20 protein-coding genes are annotated in these 20,939 nt (G+C 66.6%); 6 read left to right on the top strand and 14 right to left on the bottom strand.

Annotation, left to right across the window (positions count from 1 at the left end):
* Positions 1-14: 14 nt before the first annotated feature.
* On the top strand, positions 15-1,463 hold the full coding sequence (locus MU582_17160; GenBank protein UPK74150.1) for a wax ester/triacylglycerol synthase family O-acyltransferase: 1,449 nt from the start codon (positions 15-17) through the stop codon (positions 1,461-1,463).
* On the opposite strand, the gene MU582_17155 is transcribed toward MU582_17160, so the two are convergent.
* From MU582_17155 to MU582_17120, 8 genes are read right to left on the bottom strand one after another with little or no spacing between them, the layout of a single operon-like run.
* A complete protein-coding gene (locus MU582_17155; protein ID UPK74149.1) occupies positions 1,418-2,347 on the bottom strand; it encodes an alpha/beta fold hydrolase in 930 nt (309 codons plus the stop codon). The genes MU582_17160 and MU582_17155 overlap by 46 nt on opposite strands.
* A 53-nt stretch (positions 2,348-2,400) precedes the next feature.
* Positions 2,401-3,321 carry a carbohydrate kinase gene (locus MU582_17150; protein UPK74148.1) on the bottom strand — a complete coding sequence of 307 codons (921 nt, stop codon included), beginning with the start codon at positions 3,319-3,321 and terminating at the stop codon, positions 2,401-2,403.
* Between the two features lie 3 nt (positions 3,322-3,324).
* The gene (gene glpX, locus MU582_17145) at positions 3,325-4,356 is read right to left on the bottom strand and encodes a class II fructose-bisphosphatase (GenBank protein UPK74147.1); all 1,032 of its coding nucleotides are present in this window, start codon (positions 4,354-4,356) and stop codon (positions 3,325-3,327) included.
* A gap of 39 nt (positions 4,357-4,395) precedes the next feature.
* The gene (locus MU582_17140) at positions 4,396-5,469 is read right to left on the bottom strand and encodes an ATP-binding cassette domain-containing protein (protein ID UPK74146.1); all 1,074 of its coding nucleotides are present in this window, start codon (positions 5,467-5,469) and stop codon (positions 4,396-4,398) included.
* Positions 5,445-6,269 (bottom strand): ABC transporter permease, encoded by an 825-nt coding sequence (locus MU582_17135; GenBank protein UPK74145.1) that lies wholly within the window; start codon positions 6,267-6,269, stop codon positions 5,445-5,447. Before MU582_17135 ends, MU582_17140 begins: the two co-directional genes overlap by 25 nt.
* On the bottom strand, positions 6,247-7,023 hold the full coding sequence (gene modA / locus MU582_17130) for a molybdate ABC transporter substrate-binding protein (GenBank protein ID UPK74144.1): 777 nt from the start codon (positions 7,021-7,023) through the stop codon (positions 6,247-6,249). Before modA ends, MU582_17135 begins: the two co-directional genes overlap by 23 nt.
* The gene (locus MU582_17125; protein UPK74143.1) at positions 7,024-7,419 is read right to left on the bottom strand and encodes a helix-turn-helix transcriptional regulator; all 396 of its coding nucleotides are present in this window, start codon (positions 7,417-7,419) and stop codon (positions 7,024-7,026) included.
* A gap of 27 nt (positions 7,420-7,446) precedes the next feature.
* Positions 7,447-8,856, bottom strand: coding sequence for a threonine/serine exporter family protein (locus MU582_17120; protein UPK74142.1), 1,410 nt, complete (start codon positions 8,854-8,856; stop codon positions 7,447-7,449).
* A gap of 140 nt (positions 8,857-8,996) precedes the next feature.
* Here MU582_17120 and MU582_17115 point away from each other — a divergent pair, with 140 nt between their 5' ends.
* A complete protein-coding gene (locus MU582_17115; GenBank protein UPK74141.1) occupies positions 8,997-9,458 on the top strand; it encodes a DUF4245 domain-containing protein in 462 nt (153 codons plus the stop codon).
* Between the two features lie 18 nt (positions 9,459-9,476).
* Here MU582_17115 and MU582_17110 read toward each other — a convergent pair whose 3' ends face one another.
* From MU582_17110 to xseA, 3 genes are all read right to left on the bottom strand, one after another.
* Positions 9,477-11,000 (bottom strand): HNH endonuclease, encoded by a 1,524-nt coding sequence (locus tag MU582_17110; protein UPK74140.1) that lies wholly within the window; start codon positions 10,998-11,000, stop codon positions 9,477-9,479.
* Positions 11,001-11,291: 291 nt separating this feature from the next.
* Complete coding sequence (locus MU582_17105) at positions 11,292-11,504, bottom strand: exodeoxyribonuclease VII small subunit (protein ID UPK74139.1); 213 nt, start codon at positions 11,502-11,504, stop codon at positions 11,292-11,294.
* Entirely contained in the window at positions 11,501-12,751 is a 1,251-nt protein-coding gene (gene xseA, locus MU582_17100) for an exodeoxyribonuclease VII large subunit (protein ID UPK74138.1), read from the bottom strand. Before xseA ends, MU582_17105 begins: the two co-directional genes overlap by 4 nt.
* Before the next feature lie 76 nt (positions 12,752-12,827).
* On the opposite strand from xseA, the gene MU582_17095 reads away from it, so the two are divergent.
* A complete protein-coding gene (locus tag MU582_17095; protein ID UPK74137.1) occupies positions 12,828-13,835 on the top strand; it encodes a 4-hydroxy-3-methylbut-2-enyl diphosphate reductase in 1,008 nt (335 codons plus the stop codon).
* Positions 13,836-13,841: 6 nt separating this feature from the next.
* Here the strand turns inward: MU582_17095 and MU582_17090 are convergent, their stop codons facing one another.
* Positions 13,842-14,273: a hypothetical protein gene (locus MU582_17090; protein UPK74136.1), complete on the bottom strand. Its 432-nt coding sequence runs from the start codon at positions 14,271-14,273 to the stop codon at positions 13,842-13,844.
* Between the two features lie 27 nt (positions 14,274-14,300).
* Positions 14,301-15,425, bottom strand: coding sequence for a DNA recombination protein RmuC (locus MU582_17085; protein UPK74135.1), 1,125 nt, complete (start codon positions 15,423-15,425; stop codon positions 14,301-14,303).
* A gap of 88 nt (positions 15,426-15,513) precedes the next feature.
* Between MU582_17085 and MU582_17080 the strand changes: the two genes are divergently transcribed.
* Entirely contained in the window at positions 15,514-16,410 is an 897-nt protein-coding gene (locus MU582_17080; protein ID UPK74134.1) for a hypothetical protein, read from the top strand.
* 8 nt (positions 16,411-16,418) lie between these two features.
* Here MU582_17080 and MU582_17075 read toward each other — a convergent pair whose 3' ends face one another.
* Positions 16,419-18,575 (bottom strand): acyltransferase, encoded by a 2,157-nt coding sequence (locus MU582_17075; protein UPK74133.1) that lies wholly within the window; start codon positions 18,573-18,575, stop codon positions 16,419-16,421.
* Positions 18,576-18,782: 207 nt separating this feature from the next.
* On the opposite strand from MU582_17075, the gene ychF reads away from it, so the two are divergent.
* Both ychF and MU582_17065 read left to right on the top strand, forming a co-directional pair.
* Complete coding sequence (ychF, locus tag MU582_17070; protein UPK74132.1) at positions 18,783-19,859, top strand: redox-regulated ATPase YchF; 1,077 nt, start codon at positions 18,783-18,785, stop codon at positions 19,857-19,859.
* A 118-nt stretch (positions 19,860-19,977) separates the two neighbouring features.
* Positions 19,978-20,691 carry a hypothetical protein gene (locus MU582_17065; protein UPK74131.1) on the top strand — a complete coding sequence of 238 codons (714 nt, stop codon included), beginning with the start codon at positions 19,978-19,980 and terminating at the stop codon, positions 20,689-20,691.
* The last annotated feature ends 248 nt before the right edge of the window (positions 20,692-20,939 follow it).

Raw genomic sequence — 20,939 nt, 5'->3', positions numbered from 1 at the left:
TAGATTCGCGAGGTATGAAGCCCGTGAGCCCGCTGGACGCGCAGTTCCTGAATGTCGAGGACGCCACGACGACCGGGCACGTCGGTGCGGTCGTTCGAATCGACCCGAGCACCGCGGCCGGCGGGAGCCTGAGCCTCGATGACCTGCGAGCCCTGCTAGAGCCCCGGCTGCACCTCGCGCCGCCGTTCCGCCAGCGACTCGTCGACGTACCGCTCGGCCTTGGCAACCCGTACTGGGTCGACGACCCCGACTTCGACATCGAGTTCCACCTGCGCGAGCTCGCGCTCCCGGGCCCCGGCGACCATGGTCAGCTCGGCGAGCAGATCGCCCGCATCCACGCCCGGCCGCTCGACCGCTCGCGGCCGCTTTGGGAGCTGTACCTCGTCCACGGCCTCGAAGGGGACCGAGCCGCCCTGTACTTCAAGGTGCACCACGCGGCGATCGACGGCGTCACCGGCGCCGAGCTCCTCGCCACGATCATGGATGCGACGCCCGAGCCGCGCGCCGTCGAGCCCGATGACTGGTCGCCCCGCCCGCTGCCCCGGCCGGATCAGCTGCTGCCGAGAGCGGCAGTGTCGAATGCCGCGACGTTCGGCCGCGCACTCACCTCGATGCCCAGATCACTTCCGCATCTGATGGATCTGCCGGGCGCTGCGAACGTACCCGGCGCGCGCCAGGTCAGCGATGCCGCCGACGCCGTGATGAGGTTCGTCGGGCGCGGATCCGCCGGCGACGACGAACGCCATCTGTTCGCGCCGCCGACACCGTTCAACGGACCGATCACCGCACACCGGCGGTTCTCGTTCGGATCGTTGCCGCTCGACCAGGTGAAGGCGATCAAGGAGGCGTACGACCTGACCGTCAACGACGTCGTGATGGCGTTGACGGCGAGTGCGCTACGCCGGTGGCTCCTCGAGCACGATGCGTTGCCGGAGATGCCGCTCGTCGCTGCGATACCGGTATCGGTACGAGACGATGCCGCGCCCGAGTCGGCCAACCAGATCTCGGTCATGATGGTGCGCCTCCCGACGCATCTGCGCGACGCAGATGAGCGTCTCACGTACCTCCACGGCGAGATCGCGGTCGCCAAGGAGCGCTTCGAGGCCGTACCCGCCACGATCCTGCAAGACCTGAGTGCGGCGATCCCGACGGGGTTGTCCGGTCTCGCGTCGCGTGCGCTGTTCCGGATGGTCACCGTGCCCGGCCTGCCGTTCAACCTGTTCGTGTCGAACGTTCCTGGTCCGCAGATCCCGTTGTACGTCGACGGTGCGACCGTCGAGGGAATCCACCCGGTCTCGGCGGTCTCCCAGCTCACCGGAGGCGTCAACATCACGTTGTTCAGCTACAACGGTGCACTCGACCTCGGGATCGTCGTGTGCCGTGAGATGGTGCCGGACGTCTGGTCGCTGGTCGGCTACTACGAGGATGCGCTGTCGGAGTTGCGCGCTCTCGCGGAGTCCTGATCACCGCGCTGCGCCGTACGGTCGATCGCGTCGACGAACATCGTGGTCAGCTGCGCAGGGAGGTCGTGGCCCAAGCCGGGTATCAACACCAGCTCGCTCGCCCGGATCGCCTGCGCGGTCGCGCGACCGCCCGACGGGTGGACGAGCGGATCCTCCAGCCCGTGGATGACACAGGCAGCCAGGTCCAGTCGTTCGAGGTCGTTCGTACGATCGGGTTGGCAGAGGACGGCGAGCATCTGGCGGAGCACCCCGCTCGCGGACCAGCCACGGTCGTACGTCTCCTCGGCTCGCGCGCGCAACTCGGCGATGGGGGCGGGGAACGTCGAGGTGCCGAGTAGCTGCTGCGTACGGATGCTGCGCTCGACGTACGCTCCGCGGGTCGGGCCGGTGCGTGCCAACAGGGCCGGGATCAGCTTGGGATGCTGCCATCCGACGGTCCGCCGCCCGGTCGTCGACATGATGGACGTCAGTGACCGTACGCGTTCGGGATGCTCGATGGCCATGGTCTGGGCGATCATGCCGCCCATGGACGCGCCGACGACGTGGCAACTCTCGATGTCGAGCGCGTCGAGCAGTCCGAACCCGTCGTCGGCGAGATCCGACATCGTGTACGCGGCGCGGCCGTGGTCGCCGACGAATGCCCGGATGATGTCGGAGCGGTTCACTCGCTGTTCGCGTAGCTTCGTCGATGCGCCCGTGTCGCGGTTGTCGAACCGGATGACGTGATATCCGCGGGCAGCGAGGGCCTCGCACAGATCGACGCTCCACCAGCCCATCGGACCGGCGAGACCCATGACCAGCAAAACCGTCGGGTCGGTACGGTCACCGAACGTCTGATAACAGATCTCGATCCGATCGCTGACGGACACGGTCGTCTCGGTCACTGCGCCTCCAACCCTCGCGGAACGGCATCGTACCTATTAGTGACTGTCTGTGATCAAGGCTGGGTCTGATCGGATCCCGTCTCGGCGTCCTCGAGCTCTCGCCGGGTAGGTGGATCGGCGCCCGGGCGTGAACAGGTGATCGCGGCCGCCCGCGCGGCTCGGGTCGCGACCGCGCGGAGCGTCGTTTCGTCGAGGTCGTCGCGGTCGAGCGCGGAGCGTTCCAGCAGATCTGCGAGCAGCGCGGCCATGAACGAGTCGCCGGCCCCGATCGTGTCGACGACCTCGACCTTTGGGGGCGCGACGGTCGCTGTCGCGGCACGACTTCGCAGGCGTACCGAGCGACTACCGCAGGTCATGGCGGCCAGGCCGGTACGCCCCCTGCCGACGAGCCGGCCGAGCACATCGGTTTCGCCGGGATACAGGGTTTCGGCGTCCTCGTCGCTGAGCTTGATCACGTTCGCATGCTGCGCGATCGCCTCCACCCGTCGGCGTACGTCGGCGAGGTCGGGCGTGATGGTCGGGCGTACGTTCGGGTCGAAGCTGACGGGTACGCCCGCGGCGGAGGCGCGCTCGACGAGTTCGGCGACGGCGTCGGCGCCGGGCGCCAGCGCAGCGCCGATCGAACCGACATGCACGCAGTCGAACCCATCGGGCGTCGGGAGTTCTGCGGGGTCCCAGGCGAGGTCGAAGGTGTACGTCGCATGACCGGCGGCGTCGACGTCTGCGCGCGCCACCGAGGTCTCCGCGCGATGCGGCGGAAGTGAGCGTACGTCGACGTCGGAGTCGTCGAGGTGGTCGCGAAGCAGGTCTCCGGCGTCGTCATCGCCGAGCTGGCAGGCGAGGACGGTCGATACGTCGAGTCGGGCACAGCCGACGGCGATGTTGAGCGGTGACCCGCCCGGAAGGGTGGAGGTGCCCGTCGGCGATGCGGTCACGTCGACGAGTGCTTCGCCGACGACGAGGACAGACACCATGCCTCAGTGCTCGAAATCGACGCTGGAGTAGGCCATCAGCTTCTCCAGCCGATGCACGCTGGAGATCTTGCGGATGGTGCCGCTACGCGATCGCATCACGACCGATTCGGTGGTCGCGGTGCCGGCGCCGAACCGTACGCCGTTCATCAGCTCGCCGTCGGTGATGCCGGTCGCGACGAAGAAGCAGTCGTCGCCGCGTACGAGGTCATCGGTCGTGAGGACCTGATCGGGGTCGAGCCCGGCGGCGATCGCGCGGTCGCGCTCGGCGTCGTCGGTCGGCCACAGCCGGCCCTGGATGAGACCGCCCATGCACTTCATTGCGCACGCGGCGATGATGCCTTCGGGCGTACCTCCGACGCCGACGAGCAGATCGACGCCGGTGTCGGGGCTCGCCGCGAGGATCGCGCCGGCGACGTCGCCGTCGCTGATGAACTTGATCCGGGCTCCTGCATCGCGAATCTCGCGGACGAGCTGCTCGTGGCGCGGCCGGTCGAGGATGCAGACCGTGACGTCCTTGGCGGAGAGGCCCTTGGCCTTGGCGACTCGGTTGATGTTCTCGCCGACCGGAACCCGGATGTCGACGACGTCGGCGGCTTCGGGGCCAGTGACCAGCTTCTCCATGTAGAACACCGCGGACGGGTCGTACATCGAGTTGCGGGGAGCGACGGCGAGCACCGAAACGGCGTTCGGCATGCCCTTGGCGGTCAGCGTCGTACCGTCGATCGGGTCGACCGCGACGTCGCAGGCGGGTCCGGTGCCGTCGCCGACCTGCTCGCCGTTGAACAGCATCGGCGCGTTGTCCTTCTCGCCTTCACCGATGACAACGACGCCGCGCATCTGCACCGAGTTGATCAGGGCGCGCATTGCGTTGACAGCGACACCGTCGGCGCCGTTCTTGTCGCCGCGGCCGACCCAGCGAGCCGCAGCCATCCCGGCCGCCTCGGTGATGCGTACGAGATCGAGCGCGAGGTTGCGGTCGGGAGCAGACTGGGCGGGGGTGAGGGCGTCGGTCGGCGAGGTCGAGTCGTCGGTCATGTCGATCGATCCTAATGGTCCGGCTGCCGACTCGTGGCGCTATGCCTGGTACACCGCGACCTCGGTCGCCTTGACGGTCGCCCACACCTGCGTGCCGTTCGTCAGCTCCAGCTCGGCGACGGCGGTCGGCGTCACGTCGGCGATCAGTTGCACCGGCCCGGTGAGGTGTACGCGTACTGCGTCGCCGTGCGGCGCGAGACCGGCGACGCGTACGCCCCACGCGTTACGCGCGCTCGTCTCCGGGCGTACCCGCGACAACGTGACGGCGTGCGGTGCGAACGATGCGAACACATCGCCGTCATGCGAGGAGGCGGTGACCAGCTGGGAGTCATCGCCCAATCGGACAGTGGTGCCCGACGCTCGCCCGCGCAACAGGTTCAAACCCATCAGCGACGCGACGTGCTCGCTTCGGGGGCGGCTCGCGACCTCTCGCGGCGGACCGGACTGCGAGACACGCCCGCCGTCGATGACCACGACCTGGTCGGCGAGGACGAGCGCGTCAAGAGCGTCATGGGTCACCAGCACGGTGACGCCGTCGAACTCGCGTAGCCGCCGCAGCAGGAAGTGGCGTAGCTCGAGGGTCACAGAGACGTCGAGCGCCGAGGTCGGCTCATCGAGCAGCAGCATTCGTGGCTCGGTTGCGAGTGCTCGGGCGATCGCAACCCGTTGACGTTGTCCTCCGGACAACTGAGCGGGCTTACGTGCGGCCAACTCCTCGAGTGAGGTACGCCGAAGCCACTCGTCGGCCGTCCGACGGGCCGCCTCGCGGGAGGCGCCACGTCGACGGGGACCGTAGGCGACGTTGTCGCGCGCCGTCAGATTGGGAAAGAGCAGCGGGTCCTGGAACACCATGCCGATTCGGCGATCCTGCGCGGTCATGCGCACGTTCGTCGCGGGTCTTTCCAACGTCTCGCCGGCGAGCGTGATGTGGCCGGTGCGCAGCGGGCTGAGGCCGGCGAGTGCGCGTACGACGGTGCTCTTGCCGGCGCCGTTCGGGCCGAGCAAGGCGACGATCGTGCCCGATTCGGCCTGAACTCGTACGTCGAGCTCGAACGTTCCCCTGGCAAGGCCGATCTCGGCGTCGAGCATCACGGCGGCGTACCTCCGATCCATCGCTCGCGCAGGCTCGCCAGCACGAGCACGCTGATCGCGAGCAGAATCGCGCTGAGCACCAGCGCTGCGCCCTCGTCGGCCTGGCGGGCCGTGTAGATCTGCAGCGGCATGGTGCGTGTCGTGCCGGGGAAGTTGCCCGCGAACGTGATCGTCGCACCGAACTCGCCGAGTGCCCGCGCCCAAGCGAGCACGGCACCGCTGATCAAGCCCGGGGCGGCCAACGGGAGTGTCACGGTGCGGAAGGTCGACCAGCGTCCGGCGCCGAGCGTTGCCGCGACCTCGTCGTAGCGCCGGTCCGCGGAGCGAAGCGCACCCTCGACGCTGATCACCAAGAACGGCAGTGCCACGAACGTCTGCGCGAGCACGACTGCGGTGAGCGTGAACGGGATCGTGATTCCGAAAGCCTCGTACATCGGCTGTCCGACAACGCCCCGACGACCGAACGCCATCAGCAGGGCGATGCCGCCGACCACGGGCGGGAGCACCAGCGGCACGGTGACGAAGGCTCGTACGAGCGGCCGTCCCCGGAACTCCACGCGGGCGAGCAGCCAGGCCAGCGGGACTCCGAGCACCAGGCAGAGGGCCGCGGCGACGGTGGCCGAGACCAGACTCAACCGCAGCGCATCGAGGATCTCCTGTGTGCCGAGTCGTTCGACCAGCTGCGTCCACGGCGTGCGTACGAGCAGGGCGACGACGGGGAGCAGTAGGACCACGAGCGCGAGGCCGGACAGCACCACCAGTACGGCGGGCGCCCGGCCGAGCGCCGGAGTCTCGCGATCAGGCGCCTGGCTGGAACCCATAGGACTTCAGTACCTGCTGGCCTTCGTCGCTCGTCACGAGATCGACCCACTCTTGGGCGAGGTCGGAGTCACCGGCATCGGAGAGCACCGCGATCGGATCGGAGTTGACGACCTCGGAGGAGTTCTCGGCATCGACAGTGGAGACGTCGTCGCCCGCCGCCTGCGCATCGCTTACGTACACCAGGCCGGCGTCGACCTCGCCGGCCGTCACTTTGGTGAGTACGTCCTTGACGTTCTGTTCTTCGGTTGCGGCATCCGCGGTGATGTTGTTGAGCTCGAGCAGCTTCTTACTCGCATCGCCGCACGGCGCCTCCGGCACGCAGACTGCGAACTTCGTATCGCCGCCGAAGTCCTTCAGGCTCTTGATGCCTGCCGGATTGTCGGGGGGCGTGACGATCGTGAGGGTGTTCTGGGCGAACGTCACCGGATCGCCTTCGGTCAAGCCCTCGTCGACGACGGTCTGCATCGTCTGCTCGTCCGCGGTCGCGAGCACATCTGCCGGTGCTCCCTCGATGACCTGGTCGGCGAGCACCGACGACGAGTCGTACGAGATCTCGACATCGACGTCGTGTTCGGACTCGAAGGTTTTCTCCAGCTCACCGAACGCCTCGGTGAGGGACGACGCGGCCAGTACCGTGAGGCTGCCGCCCGAATCGCCGCTGCCGCCCGAATCGTCGTCACCACCGCACGCCGTGACCCCGAACAGGACAACCCCGCTCACGGCGAATACGCTCGCCACCTTCTTGATGCTCATTCAGTCGACCTCCACGACGACATTTGTTGCTTTGACGACGGCTGTGGCGACGGACCCGGGCGCGAGACCGAGGTCGTCGACGGCCTCGGCGCTCAACAGCGACACCACGCGGTACGGACCACAGCACATCTCGACCTGCGCCATCACGGTGTCCTTGGTGACCGAGGTGACGATTCCGCGCAGACGGTTGCGCGCGCTTGCACTGCCGGATCCGCCGCCCGCCTCCGGCAGATGTGCCTCCTCGCGGGCCAGCCGGGCGAGGTCCTCGCCGTCGATCGCGGCCCGGCCGCCTTCGGTGCTGGTGGGCGTGAAACGTTTCTGGTCGGCCCAGCGCCGGACGGTGTCGATGCTGACTCCGAGCAGTTGCGCTGCTTCCGATAGACGGTACGTCGGCATGGACCGACCGTACACGCAGGTGCGCCGCTACTGACGATCGACTGCCGAATCTGCCTCAGATTCGAGCATCTCGTCGCGCTTCTGCATCTTGCGGAGGCGTCGGGCCGCGCGGCGGGTGGTCGACCGGGACGGCTGCCGTAGTGGGCCGACGAGGCGTGGCCCGGCGAGGCGGGTTTCGAGCCTGCCGGCCGTACGCGCGAGCGGCTGCGCGATGTACTCGCCGAGAATCGCGCCGGCGGCCAGGGCGACTGCCGTCGTGATGGCCGACAGTAGGCGTACGACGCCCTCGAAACTGGCCGGGACCTCGACTAGGAGCAGGTAGAGCCCGCGATAGATCTCACCACCCGGGAGCATCGCCACGATGCCAACGGACACGACGACCAGTGGGGGTGTGCCGATGCGGCGACCGAGATGGAACGCGACCAGACCGACCCCGAATGCACCGACTCCGGAGGCCACGGCCGGGCCCAGGCCCCAATCTGTGCCAACGCTTGCCTGGTAGAGCAACTGTGCGAACAACCCGACCAAGCCGAGGCCCGGTAATGCCTTCCAGTCGACCTGGCAGCTGATTGCAAACGCGACGGTCGCGATCACGGCGCCGAGCAGCTGACTGGGCAGGTTGTGCACTGTGCCGGTGACGATCCTCACCGGTAGTGACTCGCCGAGGTTGGCGGCGATGCTCAGGCCGATCGACACGCCGCCGATCACGCCGCCGGTGAGTAGGACAGCCTCGAACGTACGCGCGCTACCGGTGACGTAGTACCCGGTCAACGCGTCCTGGACGGCGCCGACGATGGAGATTCCCGCGAGCAGCATGATGATTCCGGATGCGATGACCAGCGACGGTCGCGCGGGCAAGTCGAGGACGTGGAGCCCGAGTGCTACTCCAGTGGCGATCAGCGCGCCGAGGATCTGCCCGTAGAACGATGGGATCCGCCGGGCGCTCAAGAATCGTCCTGATAGGTCGATCATCAGCGCGGTGATGACGGTGGCCACGAAAACGAGCAGGTTTCCGCCGAGCAGCAGCGACAGTCCGCCGGCCATGAATCCGGAGGCGATGGTGACGACGCGGCGCGAGTACGGCCGTTTCGACGAGGTGATGTCGTTGACGATCGCGCTCGCCTCGCCGCGGTCGATCTCTCCCGAGACCAGTCGGCGCAGCATCCGGTCGATATCGGCGAGGGCACCGAAGTCGAGCCCGCGGTGTTGCACGACCCGCAGATGTGTCGTCGGTGCCGAGTCGGGCTCCTCCTGGTACGCGACCGCGAGTGTGGTGAAGCTGATGTCGACGGCGCAGTTGCGTAGGCCGCAGGCGCTGGTGACGGCGAGGATCGTCGACTTGACGTCGGCCGCGCCCGCGCCGCTCGACAACAGGATCTCGCCGACGCGCAGCGACAGGTCCATCGAGCGGTAGGTCTCCTGCACGCTTTCGGCCATGGTGCTCCTTCATACCCGTCGGACGGTCGGCCGCGTCAGCACGCGACAATGGCATGGTGACTCAATCGCAGTCCCCGCCGCCACGTGACCGGCGCAACCCCTCACTCGGCGACATGGTTCGTTCGGTCGTCGTGCTCGGGGTGCTCGTCGGCGCCATTGTGGCGTTCACGGCGTTCCTGCGCGAAGATCCCCCCAAGCCTGCCAGCGATGTGGACTTCGCGCAGATCGCTGAGGAGGCGAGCGCCGGAGTCGACTATCCGCTGCTCGCTCCGGTGCAGGTGCCGGACGGCTGGCAAGCGAATTCGGCGCGTCTCGATCCTGGGGAGCCGCCGTCCTGGCATCTCGGGATGGTCACCGCGGACGACGACTACATCGGCCTCGAGCAGGCGAAGCGGCCGGTCGACGCCATGATCGACGATCACGCGAAAGGTGCGCGCAAGGACGAATCGACGACGATCGGCGGCGCGGAATGGTCGATCTGGACCGGTAACGGCGACGATACGACCTTCGTGCGCCGAGACGGGGACGTCACGGTGCTGGTTACCGGCGATGCTCCCGACGACGAGATCGAGACCTATATCGACTCGCTCGAGCCCGTGTAGGCACGCAGAGGCACCCGATTACCGAGGACGGTGTGTGCTCGCTGAAACGACCTGGACGACATGGCATTCAGCGGGTGAGCGTTGGTCTGGTGTGAGTGGGGTGAGCCAGCCAGTGTCGATCCGTGGCTTTGGTGGTGGCTCCGGCGTTGTCGGTCTTGGTTCGGCCCCGGCGTCGTCGCCGGTTTCGGCTGCGTGGCGGATGTTGGCGATGAGGTCGCGGACGCGTTGTTTGGTGATGCGGGCGTGGTCGTCGATCACGGCGCCGGTGGAGCGGTGGAACGTGAAGCCGTCGTGGCCGTCGTGCCGGATGGTGAGCTTGTTTTGGTGGACGAGGTGGTGGCAGTTGCCGCAGATCCCGACCAAATTGTCCAAGTCTGTTTTGCCAGCATCGCGGTTCCACCAGTCGACGTGGTGGAACTCGAGGAACGTGGATCCGCAGCCGGGGTTCGCGCAGCTGCCGTCTTGGCGGGCGGTGATCGCTTTACGTTGTGCGGTGGTGGCGAGGCGGCTGGTACGCCCGACGTTCAACACGTTGGCCTGCGGAACGGGGCCGCCCGTCGAACCGTGGGTGAGGACACCGGTGAGGTCGGCGCCGCAGGTCAAATATCCGAGCAGCTGGGGGCCGATGGGTCCGAACCCGACGAGCGTGGCGGGGCGGGCTCCGGGGAGGCGGAGGAGGGTTTCGAGGTCGGCGAGGACCAGCAGGGTGGTGTCGGCGCGTCGCCGCGGCTTGGGTCGTTCTTCAGCGGGTGGCTCACCAGCCTGCTCTTCCTGCTGGCCCTGTTCGGACTGCTCAGCTGGCGGCTGTTGGTCGGCTGATGGGGGTGGGGTGTTTTGGTCGTCGAGCATTCGTCCGAGTCCGTCGACGCGGCGGTCGGATGGTGCGCGGTCGTCGCCGTCGTATTCGGGGGTGGAGACGGTTTTGAGCCATTGGTTGAACTTTGCTCCGGTGACGGGGTCGAGCATCCCGGTCACGTAGTAGCCGTCGCCGCATCGGGTGGCGGTGATGTCTCGTTTGTTCATGCCCCGCTGGTACGCCTTGTCACGTTCTTCACAGTTGACGATGTCGTTGAGCTCGTTGATCGCGACCCGCAGATCCCGCGGCTCACATTTGCGCGCGAGTGGGACGAGGACGTCTTGGAGGTCGGTCATGATGTCCGCACCGACCTTGGTGACGCCGACAGTGAACTCGTCGACATGCGCGCCCCGAATCTGCCCCGCCTGCAGAGCGGCCGCAACCTTCGGGAGGGTTTTCAGGGTTTGGCCGGCTTTGGTGTGCCGCCGCGACTCACCCAGCCCCATCCGCAGCTGCTGACGTGCCCAGCCGGCGACCGTGGAGGCACCGTCGGACTTGTGGGCTTCGGTCTCTTTGAGTTGGGCGAACAGCGACGCGCGTACTCCGTCGAGGAGATCCAACGCGGCTTGCAGGTCCCGCAACGACTGGCACAGCTGCTCATCGGTGGCGAGTCCGATGGCGTCGGACCTGTTCGCAGCCTGCCGCGCCTGCTGGTGGAGGCGGGTGTAGGTCTGCGGCTCGAACATGGCACCTATTGTATCGTATGTGTGTTCGATGAGCAAGAGGTGGAAGGGTCGAATCACCTTGTTTTAAAGGGGAATCGGTGAAGTGTGGAAACTGTGAAGGCGTCAACCGAAGTAGCGGGAAGGTCGCGATGGGGCCGACGCCGCCGCGTACCCCGCGTCGTCGCCGCCAAGAAGAGAACCGCAGCGGCGGAAAACGATGAAGGACGGAACCGAAGCGAGCGGGAAACGATGAAGGCGGCAACCGAAGCGGCGGGAAACGATGGGGGGAGAAAGCCGAAGCGACCAGGCGACCTACTCCTCCTCATCCTCACTGGCCGCCGCCTGCAGCCTCTCCCGTGCACCGTCGAGCCAGCGCTGGCAGATCTTCGCGAGCTCTTCGCCTCGCTCCCAGAGGGCGAGCGACTCCTCCAACGTCGTCCCGCCAGCCTCGAGCTTGCGTACGGTCTCGATCAGCTCGTCGCGGGCCTGCTCGTAGGGGAGGTCGGGGGACTCTTCGTCGCTCACGCTGGCTGCTCCGTCTCATCGGTGTCGTGTTCGGGCGCGGGCCGGGTGCCGTCGACCCGGACAGTGAGGTGGCCGTCGGTCACCCGGATGTCGAGCGTGTCGCCGTTGTCGACGTCGTCGATCGAGGTGACGAGGCCGTCGTCGGCGCGTTGGGTGACTGAGTATCCGCGGGCCAGGGTGGAACGCGGTGAAAGCCCGCGCACGCGCGCCAGATGGTGGCCGATCTCGTCGTGGGCACGGTCGATGCGATGCCCGATCGTACGACGGGAGCGTTCGCGCAGATCGGCGATCTGGGCGGCACGCTCATCGATCTGACCGATCGGATCGGCCAGGGCCGGGCGGGAGCGCGCGGCGGCAAGACCCTGCTCTTCGTGACGGAGGTACGCCGAAAGCCATCGGCGGCCGCGGTCGCGTAGCTGACGGACGCCCTGCAACTCCTCGCGTACGTCGGGGACCACCTGCTTGGCGGCGTCGGTAGGTGTTGACGCGCGAAGGTCGGCGACGAGGTCGAGCAGCGGGGTATCCGGCTCGTGGCCGATCGCGCTCACGACGGGCGTCGCGCATGCAGAGACGGCGCGGATGAGCGTCTCATCGGAGAACGGAAGGAGGTCTTCGACCGAACCCCCGCCGCGCGCGACGATGATCACGTCGACACGCTCGTCGCGGTCGAGCCGGTGGAGGGCGTTGATGACCTCTTCGGCCGCGGATGCGCCCTGGACGCGGGCGTTGACGACTCCGAACTCGACACCGGGCCAGCGCCGTTGTGCGTTGTCGAGTACGTCGCGTTCGGCGGCGGAGTCGCGTCCGGTGATGAGTCCGATGCGCCGCGGGAGGAACGGCAGCGGCCGCTTACGTACGTGATCGAAAAGTCCCTCGGCGGCCAGCAGCTGACGACGCTGCTCGATGCGCGCAAGCAGCTCTCCGATGCCGACCGGACGGATCTCGATGGCGTTGAGCGACAGGCTGCCGTTGCGGGCGTAGAACTGCGGGCGTACGTGCACGACGACACGCGCGCCCTCGGTGGCAGGCGGGTTGGTCGAGTCGAGCACTTGGCGCCGGCACGTCACCTGCGCTGACACCTCGGCGGCGACATCGCGCAACGTCAGGAAGCACACGCCCGTACGTCGGTTGAGCTGGGCGATCTCGCCTTCGACCCAGACCGCGCCGAGCCGGCCGATCCAGTCCGACAGCAGCTGGGAGATCTGCCGCAGCGGAGCCGGTGACTCCGGCGACGTGTCGAGACCCATGCGCACGACACTAGTCGTGACCCACGACATAGCCGGTGCCAGCCACCTCGCAAGGGTCGATCCCTACGATGGGGGTATGCCTGACTCGCAGAACGTGCCCCTCGGGATGCCCTCGGTCGCGACCGACGGCGACCGCGACGTACTTCTCGCCGCTCCGCGCGGCTACTGCGCCGGTGTCGATCGGGCGGTGATCACCGTCGAGAAGGCTCTCGACCTGTACGGCGCACCCGTGTACGTACGCAAGCAGATCGTGCACAACAAGCATGTCGTGCACAGCTTGGAGGAGCGGGGCGCGATCTTCGTCGAGGAGATCGCCGAGGTGCCGCGGGGCGCGACCGTGGTGTTCTCGGCACATGGCGTATCGCCCACTGTGCACGCGGAGGCGGCCGAGCGCGATCTGAAGACGATCGACGCGACGTGCCCCCTCGTCACGAAGGTGCATCACGAGGCCAAGCGGTTCGCCAAGGAGGAGTACCAGATCCTGCTGATCGGCCACGAGGGCCACGAGGAAGTCGAGGGCACCGCCGGTGAGGCGCCCGACCACATCACCCTCGTGCAAGGTCCGTCCGACGTCGACGGCCTCGAGTTCGCCGAAGGCACGAAGCTGTCCTGGCTCTCGCAGACCACACTGAGCGTTGACGAGACCATGGAGACCGTCGACCGGCTACGTGCCAAGTTCCCGCAACTGGAGGATCCGCCGAGCGACGACATCTGCTACGCCACGCAGAACCGCCAGCTGGCGGTCAAGGAGATCGCGCGTACGTCGGACCTCGTGATCGTCGTGGGGTCGGCCAACTCGTCGAACTCCGTACGCCTCGTCGAGGTCGCGCTGGAGGCGGGCGCGGGCTCCGCGTACCGAGTCGACGATGTCTCGGAGATCGAGGATGCTTGGCTCGACGGGGTCGAAAGCGTCGGCGTCACCTCCGGCGCATCGGTCCCCGACGACCTGGTGGAGGGCGTGCTGACGTTCCTGACCGATCGCGGCTACCCGACGGCGAAGGCAGTGCACACGGCAGAGGAGAGCCTGATCTTCGCCCTACCTCCCGAGCTTCGCAAGGACCTCCGCGCCGCGTCGGCATCCTGAGGCCGCTCAGTCGGCCTTGGCGATCCGGTACGCGATGGTGCCGAGCGCCAGCAGGTGCCCGACGACCAGCGCGGTCGCATGCTGGACGACGCCGGCGATGGTCCGCTGTATCGCGCCGGCGGACTCGGCGAGCCCGGGGGCGTCGATCGCCTCGGGCCTCAGCACGCCGACCGAGAACAACACGACGATCAGTAGCAACGGCGGAAGCACGCCCGGTGTGAACAGCGCACGCAGATCGGCGGCGAGTGCGGCGCTGACTGAAACGAGTACGAAGCAGGCACCGAAGAACAGGCCGAGCTCACCGTCGAGTACGACGCTGACCGCTGCTACGCCCGCTATCGTGGAAAACGCACCCACGACGACCTGCACGCCGGACAGATCGCGCTCCGCGAACCTGCTCATCGGCGAGCCGTACAGCACGGTGTGCACCGAACTCATGACACGACCGTAAACCGGCGAATCGCTTCAGCCGGCACGGCGCGCCGCACGGGAGGCCGCGTCGCCCTCCTCGGCCGCATCGTCGTACAGGAGCTCGGCGGCGGTCAGCGGTCGGACTGCTTCGTCGACACTGCGCGGAGGGTCGAGGTCTGCGGCGCCGATATCGAACTCCGTGATGCGTCGCGCCGAGACGAGCACCCGGCTCTCCAACGACGCAACCGCCTTGTTGTAGCTGCCCACTGCGGTGGTCAGCGATCGCCCGAGACGGTCGACATGGGTGCCGAGGGTGCCAAGGCGCTCGTACAGCTCACGGGCCTGGGCATGCAGCTCTCGTGCGTTATCGGCCAGGCGATCCTGCGTCCAGGCGTACGCGACCGTACGGAGCAGTGCGATCAGCGTCGTGGGCGTCGCCAGTACGACTCGGCGCTGGGCGGCGTACTCGAGTAGTGACGGCTCGGCATCGAGTGCGTGTGAGAGGAACGCCTCGCCGGGCATGAACAGCACCACGAACTCGGGGGAGCGGTCGAACTGACGCCAGTAGGCCTTGCCGGCCAGGACGTCGACGTGTGCGCGTAGCCGCCGGGCATGCGCCGCGGTGAACTCGAGCTGTCGGTCGGGGTCATCGGTCTGCGCCGCGTCGAGGAACGCATCGAGCGGGACCTTCGAGTCGATGACCACCCGCTTGCCGCCCGCCAGTCGGACTACGAGATCGGGTCGTTGTACGGCGTCGGCGCCGACCGTGGGCTGTTGCTCGAAGTCGCTGTGCTCCACCAGCCCGGCGATCTCGACCGCGCGCTTGAGATGCATCTCGCCCCAACGGCCGCGGACCTGCGGACGACGTAGTGCGCCCGCCAGCGCCGACGTCTCCTGTCGCAGCAATTCGCTGGTCTGGCGTACGGACTCGACCTGCTCGCGAAGTTGGGCGTGCCACTGCACTCGGCTGGTTTCGAGCGAGCGGAGGCGGGCATCGAATCGGTCGAGGCTCTCCTTCACCGGCTCGACCGCGCGACTCGTGGCAGATGCGGCGAGGCCGAGTCGATCGACAGCGTCGGAGTCGGCGCGTCGCAGCACCCGTGAGCCGATCAGCATGCCGATCGCGAGGCCCGCAACCAGGGCGAGGACGGTCACGATGACGAGGGGAAGTACGTCCATGCTGCGACTGTCCCACGTCCCACCGACAGGACTGTGTCACCTGCGGGCGCTGCGTGGCGTGCACCCGGCCTCACGTACGGTGCCGGACATGAAACGTATTCATCTGCTGGTCAGTCCGGTGTGCGGCGCCCTCGTCGCCGGAGTCGTTGCCGGCGTACCGGCCGCGGCATCGGAGCCGAATGACCTCTCGGAGCAGCGCGTGGCGGCTACCACCGACGGATCCAAGGCAGGCCTCCACTGCTGGGGATCGGTGCAGTGGAGCGCCGGAAACAAGCTCAACGAACGGTACTGGAAGGTCTCACCGAAGAACCGGTGGCGGCCGGACGATCACAACACCACCGCCAAGAAGCTCGGCTTCGTACCTCGCACGTTCGTCTACTACGGCGCGGCCGGCGGCGACGGATTCTCCCAGAGCACTGACATCGTGATCAGCAAGCGCCGTGCAGTGTTCTCCGTGACCACGTCTGCGCGCGACGGCAGCAACGTCCTGGGACTCCGCAAGTCGCGCATCGGGCGGCTCAAGGGCAAGGCGCGGCCGATGAACGGCATGAGCGATCTGTACCTCGTCCGTAAGAGCGGACGCGTCGTGTACGCCCCCAATGCGGGTAAGCCGAACAAGCGCGTACGGGTGCGTGGACTGCGGCTGCGCAACTACCGATTCGGTGCCGTCTCGTCCGCCCAAACCAAGAACGGCGGCTACGTGAACGTGATGTACGCCGTGCGCGGGTCGCGGCTGGTTCGTGTCGTGCTCAATGGACGCAAGGTCATCCGCGCTCCTCGCGTCGTGTCCAAGACCTGGCGCAATGCGAAGGGCCTGACCGCGCGGCCGTGCGTGAGCAGCCACAAGCAGTCGATCGTACGGATCGGAAAGAACCGCAAGGCCCGAGGGTTCCTGCACTCGCGACCAACGGCGAAGCGCCCGGCCAAGCTCGGCAAGGGCGTCAAGCTGGGCGGTCGTTACCGCGGGCGTGCCTTCGGCGCCTGACCCGCACGTCACCAGCTCCTCTCGAAGTGGCCGGGCCTCGCCGGCAGTAACGGGCCGGCGAGGCGCATCCGGTCGGTGCGCAGCTGGGGCGGTGCCTGCGACCGTTGGATCTCGACGGCAGTCAGTTGGGTCGAGAATCCGGGCACGGATGCGATCGCCTTTGCGACATGGGGTCGCATGGTCTGGGAGAAGAGATTCGTCATGTGCTCGTTGTCGCCCATGACCAAGACGTTGCCGATCACCGCGGGACAGGTGCGCGCATTGCAGAAGTGGTCGGTGAAGTCGACGTACGTGACGTTCGGTGGGATGTCGTCGCGCTGCAGGAACGGCGAAACACGCTGCAAGCTCTTGTCGCGATCTATTGAGCACGTCTCGATCTCGTCCGCGTGCTTGTCGATACACACCGCGCCGTACTCGGGAAAGCGCGGCGTGTCGCGCATCGCGAGTACACGGATGCCCAGTTTGTGCAGGGCTTCCCAACGTTCGACGAATGGGTCGGGCGTCTGCTCGGCGCCCCAGAAGCTGCTCGTCGCGAGATTCACGACGAGGTCGGGGTGGATCTTGCGAACGGCGCGCAACGCCTTGCGGTCCCAGCGCGCACAGGCGTTGTCCGCCTCCTTCGGCCGTGTCATGAACTGACATGCGTTCTTCTGGATCACGACGACCCGCCAGCCGTTCGCCTTCGCGATCTCGATGTACGGGGCAACCCACTGACCCACATGGGATGCGCCGACGAGCGCGATCGTCCGAGTTGCGCGATGTGCGGGCGCGCCGAATCCGCAGGTCTTGACGGCAGACGGTCGCTTGCCGTGCGTACCAGGCGGTGTGACGCATCGATGAGGTACGTACAGCCGTTGCTCGTCGGCGACCTCGAGCGGTGTCGGGCGTACGTCGACGCTGGTCGGGGTCGCGATGGGAGATACGCGGGCGCCCGGGTAGTCCGGATCGCTCAGCGCGACCGGCTCGGGTTCCATCAGCGATCGGACGTGCTGCTGCCACACCAAGAGCCCGGCCAGAACGGGCAGAACGACGATCGCGGGTACGACCATGCGCCGTAGCCGTTCGGACATGCCCACAGCGGGGGAAGTCCGACGCGTGTCGACGATACGGGAAACGAGCTTTGTCGATGCGTACGCGAGCGCGTACGAAACGGCCAGTACGTAGATCGACTGGCGGACGGTCAAGTCGTGTGGGGCGACCAGGTCGACGCAGATCACGAGCACCGGCCAGTGCCAGAGGTAGAGCGCGAAGGAGACATCGCCGACGTGGTGCAGGGCGCGAGCACGAAGTAGGCGGTCGGCGCTGAACCGGTAGCCGGTCGTACCCGCGACGAGTACGAATGCAGTTCCCACGAGCGGCCACAGCGCTTGATAGCCGGGGAACGTGTTGGCCGCGTCGAGTACGAATCCGCAGGTGAGAACGAGTGCCAGTCCCGACCAACCCATGACCCGACGCATGCCGGCGGGTGGGGCGTTGTCACCGCTGACCGATGCGATCGTGAGAGCGAGGATCCCGCCGAGACCCAACTCCCACAGCCGGGCGAAGGTGCTCAGGTACGCAAGGGGTTGGTCGGTGTTGACCAGGTGGGTCGCGTACGCGAACGACAGGGCCACCACGGTGCTGATCACCGCGAGCGCGCTGGTTCGGGTCGTCAGGCCGAGTCGGCGCCCGACAGACACGGCGCCGACGACCGCAACGATCCAGATCAGATAGAACTGGCCCTGTACGGCGAGCGACCAGAAGTGTTGTACGGGGCTGACGCCGCCGTCGGCCGAACCGTAGACGCTGTTCGTGCCGACGAGCTGCCAGTTCTCATAGAAGAGCAGCGACGCGCGCAGGTCGCCGATGACGTTGTCCCACCGTACTTGCGGCATCCAGAGCCAGGTGGCTACGGCGACTCCAGCGACGGTGAGCGCGATGAGCGGCATCAGGCGCATCGCAAGACGCGTGAGGAATGCGTCGACCTTGAAGGTTCCCCGGTCGAGTGCGCCGACCATGGTGCGGGTGATCAGGAAACCCGTGAGGAACAGGAAGATGTCGATGCCGCCGGAGACCCGATCGGTGAACACATGGAACGCGACGACGAGCGCGAGGGCGATTCCTCGGAGTCCGTGTAGTTCGGCGATGAACGGGGACGTGCTCGGTCGTGTCGGCACCGTGGCCATGCGTCGTTGCCCCTTCTCATTGCGCAGCCACTCACCGTCCGGATGGACGCGCGGCGATTGAAACGTATCCGAGGAGCGGATCATTCATGACTCGCTCGGTGTGCTTTCTGGTGAGGAGGAGATGAAGAGTCGGTGACGTACCTGGATCTCGCATGTCATCGACCGGGAGGACCTGCCGGCAGAGGCGGCAACGTAGGCTAAGTGCCCGTGGCCCTCACCATCGGAATCGTCGGGCTGCCCAACGCGGGCAAGTCGACCCTATTCAACGCATTGACCAAGAACGACGTGCTCGCTGCGAACTACCCGTTCGCGACGATCGAGCCGAACGTCGGCGTCGTCGGGGTGCCCGATCCGCGGCTCGACGTACTGGCGAAGATGTTCGACTCGGCGAAGGTGCTGCCGGCGACCGTACAGTTCGTCGACATCGCCGGCATCGTACGAGGGGCGTCGGAGGGTGAGGGCCTGGGCAACAAGTTCCTCTCGCACATCCGTGAGTCCGATGCGATCTGCCAGGTGACTCGGGTGTTCCGCGACGACGACGTGACCCATGTTGACGGCAAGGTCTCGCCGGGAGACGACATCGACACGATCAACACCGAGATGATCCTCGCCGATCTGCAGACGATCGAGAACGCCTTGCCGAAATTGGAGAAGGACTCCCGCAAGGACAAGGACCTCGCTCCTGTCGTAGAGGCGGTACGCGAGGCGCAGGCGACCCTCGAGTCCGGCAAGGGAGTCTTCGCCGCCGGCCTCGACCGTGCGCCGCTGCGCGACCTCCACCTCCTGTCCGCGAAGCCGCAGCTGTACGTGTTCAACTGCGATGCTGACGAGCTGGCCGACGATGACCTGAAGACGCGCATGCGAGAGCTGGTCGCACCCGCAGAGGCGATCTTCCTCGATGCGAAGTTCGAGGCGGAGCTCGTGGAGCTCGGCGATGACGACGAGGCACGCGAGATGCTGACCGAGATGGGCATCGACGAGCCCGGGCTCGATGTGCTCGCCCGTGTCGGCTTCGAGACCCTCGGCCTACAGACGTACCTGACCGCGGGGCCGAAGGAGGCCCGGGCCTGGACGATCAAACGTGCGGCCACTGCGCCCGAGGCCGCCGGTGTGATCCACACCGACTTCCAGAAGGGCTTCATCAAGGCCGAGATCGTCTCGTACGACGATTTAGTCGATGCGGGCTCGATGAACGCCGCGAAGTCGGCGGGCAAGGTACGTATGGAGGGCAAGGACTACGTCATGGCCGACGGGGACGTGGTTGAATTTCGATTCAATGTGTAGCGGAAAAACTTCTCGGGGTAAGTAGTAGTGAGCCACAGAACGATTCGACGCCCTGTCGATTCGCAGGTATTGGCGCATATTCGCTGCGAGGCGTTAGACTACAGGGAGGTTGGCGGTGATGACTCCTGAGACGTGGATTTTCATCGTCCTCGCCGTCGCACTAGTAGGGGTGTTCTTCTGGCGATGGAATTCTGTGAATCAGCCAGCGCTCACCGACGAGGAGTGCGAACAGTTTTCGGACGTGGTCATCCAGGACTTGTTCGATGTGGCGCCGGACGCGGGAGTACTAGTTCCGTTCCGCGAAAGTTACTGGCGACAAGTCGGTCTCACCGACTCACAGTGGATTTACCTATGTCGTTGGATGGTCTCGCGCGGGCTCGTGTCTACGCCAAGCGACTGGGGATGGCTTGCAATCATCGTCAGCAACCCGCCGGCACGCTTGGCACTAACACCGAAGACGATGGGCCTGGCCATGGATGGACGACGCCAACCAAGTATCTCCATCGGCGATGGCAATGGCCCTATCAACATCGGCGGACAGCAGATTGTGATCTCAGGACACAGCCTGAGCGGTGATGAACTGCGTGCGTTAATCGAGGCGCTTCGAGATGATGCGAGCAATCTGCCTGAGCCGGACGCGTCGGCCGTCATTGCAGCAGCGAATTCGCTGCAAGGCGTCGCCGATGGGCGGCTGCCAGAGACGTCGCCCGAAGTTACGGGCGCCTTAGCGTGGGTCCGCAAGCGTGCATCGGAGGCTGTTGGCAATGCTGGCGGGGCCGCGTTGTGGGCAGGGACTGTATCGGTGGCCAGGGCACTCGGATGGTTGTCGTGATCACGACCAACCGCGAACCGACGCGCCTTTGAAGCGGGACGCGGTGAAATGTGGATCGTTGCTGTAGCACCTGGCGTTGAGAGAAGCAGAACGGGAGCGTCGGTGGGGTGCATTGTGGTTCTTGAGAGACTTATCACAGGAGTAATGCTCTGCTCGGCTGCGCGACGACATGGTTATCTTGCGAATTCTCAGAATCTTGTCTATTTCCTCGACTAAGAGTCTGTCGGAGCTTCGATTCGGCCGCCTGG

This window comes from Nocardioidaceae bacterium SCSIO 66511, assembly GCA_023100825.1.
Taxonomy (GTDB): domain Bacteria; phylum Actinomycetota; class Actinomycetes; order Propionibacteriales; family Nocardioidaceae; genus Solicola.
The sequence above is the reverse complement of the archived record's forward strand: the minus strand, read 5'-3'. Positions and strand labels throughout refer to the sequence as shown.

What these genes read in the sequence shown, in the direction of transcription:
- MU582_17160 (UPK74150.1), top strand. Translation starts at nt 15, where the DNA reads ATGAAGCCCGTGAGCCCGCTGGACGCGCAGTTCCTGAATGTCGAGGAC.
- MU582_17150 (UPK74148.1), bottom strand. Translation starts at nt 3,321, where the DNA reads ATGGTGTCTGTCCTCGTCGTCGGCGAAGCACTCGTCGACGTGACCGCA.
- glpX (UPK74147.1), bottom strand. Translation starts at nt 4,356, where the DNA reads ATGACCGACGACTCGACCTCGCCGACCGACGCCCTCACCCCCGCCCAG.
- MU582_17140 (UPK74146.1), bottom strand. Translation starts at nt 5,469, where the DNA reads ATGGATCGGAGGTACGCCGCCGTGATGCTCGACGCCGAGATCGGCCTT.
- MU582_17135 (UPK74145.1), bottom strand. Translation starts at nt 6,269, where the DNA reads ATGGGTTCCAGCCAGGCGCCTGATCGCGAGACTCCGGCGCTCGGCCGG.
- modA (UPK74144.1), bottom strand. Translation starts at nt 7,023, where the DNA reads ATGAGCATCAAGAAGGTGGCGAGCGTATTCGCCGTGAGCGGGGTTGTC.
- MU582_17125 (UPK74143.1), bottom strand. Translation starts at nt 7,419, where the DNA reads ATGCCGACGTACCGTCTATCGGAAGCAGCGCAACTGCTCGGAGTCAGC.
- MU582_17120 (UPK74142.1), bottom strand. Translation starts at nt 8,856, where the DNA reads ATGGCCGAAAGCGTGCAGGAGACCTACCGCTCGATGGACCTGTCGCTG.
- MU582_17110 (UPK74140.1), bottom strand. Translation starts at nt 11,000, where the DNA reads ATGTTCGAGCCGCAGACCTACACCCGCCTCCACCAGCAGGCGCGGCAG.
- xseA (UPK74138.1), bottom strand. Translation starts at nt 12,751, where the DNA reads ATGGGTCTCGACACGTCGCCGGAGTCACCGGCTCCGCTGCGGCAGATC.
- MU582_17095 (UPK74137.1), top strand. Translation starts at nt 12,828, where the DNA reads ATGCCTGACTCGCAGAACGTGCCCCTCGGGATGCCCTCGGTCGCGACC.
- MU582_17090 (UPK74136.1), bottom strand. Translation starts at nt 14,273, where the DNA reads ATGAGTTCGGTGCACACCGTGCTGTACGGCTCGCCGATGAGCAGGTTC.
- MU582_17085 (UPK74135.1), bottom strand. Translation starts at nt 15,425, where the DNA reads ATGGACGTACTTCCCCTCGTCATCGTGACCGTCCTCGCCCTGGTTGCG.
- MU582_17080 (UPK74134.1), top strand. Translation starts at nt 15,514, where the DNA reads ATGAAACGTATTCATCTGCTGGTCAGTCCGGTGTGCGGCGCCCTCGTC.
- MU582_17075 (UPK74133.1), bottom strand. Translation starts at nt 18,575, where the DNA reads ATGGCCACGGTGCCGACACGACCGAGCACGTCCCCGTTCATCGCCGAA.
- MU582_17065 (UPK74131.1), top strand. Translation starts at nt 19,978, where the DNA reads ATGACTCCTGAGACGTGGATTTTCATCGTCCTCGCCGTCGCACTAGTA.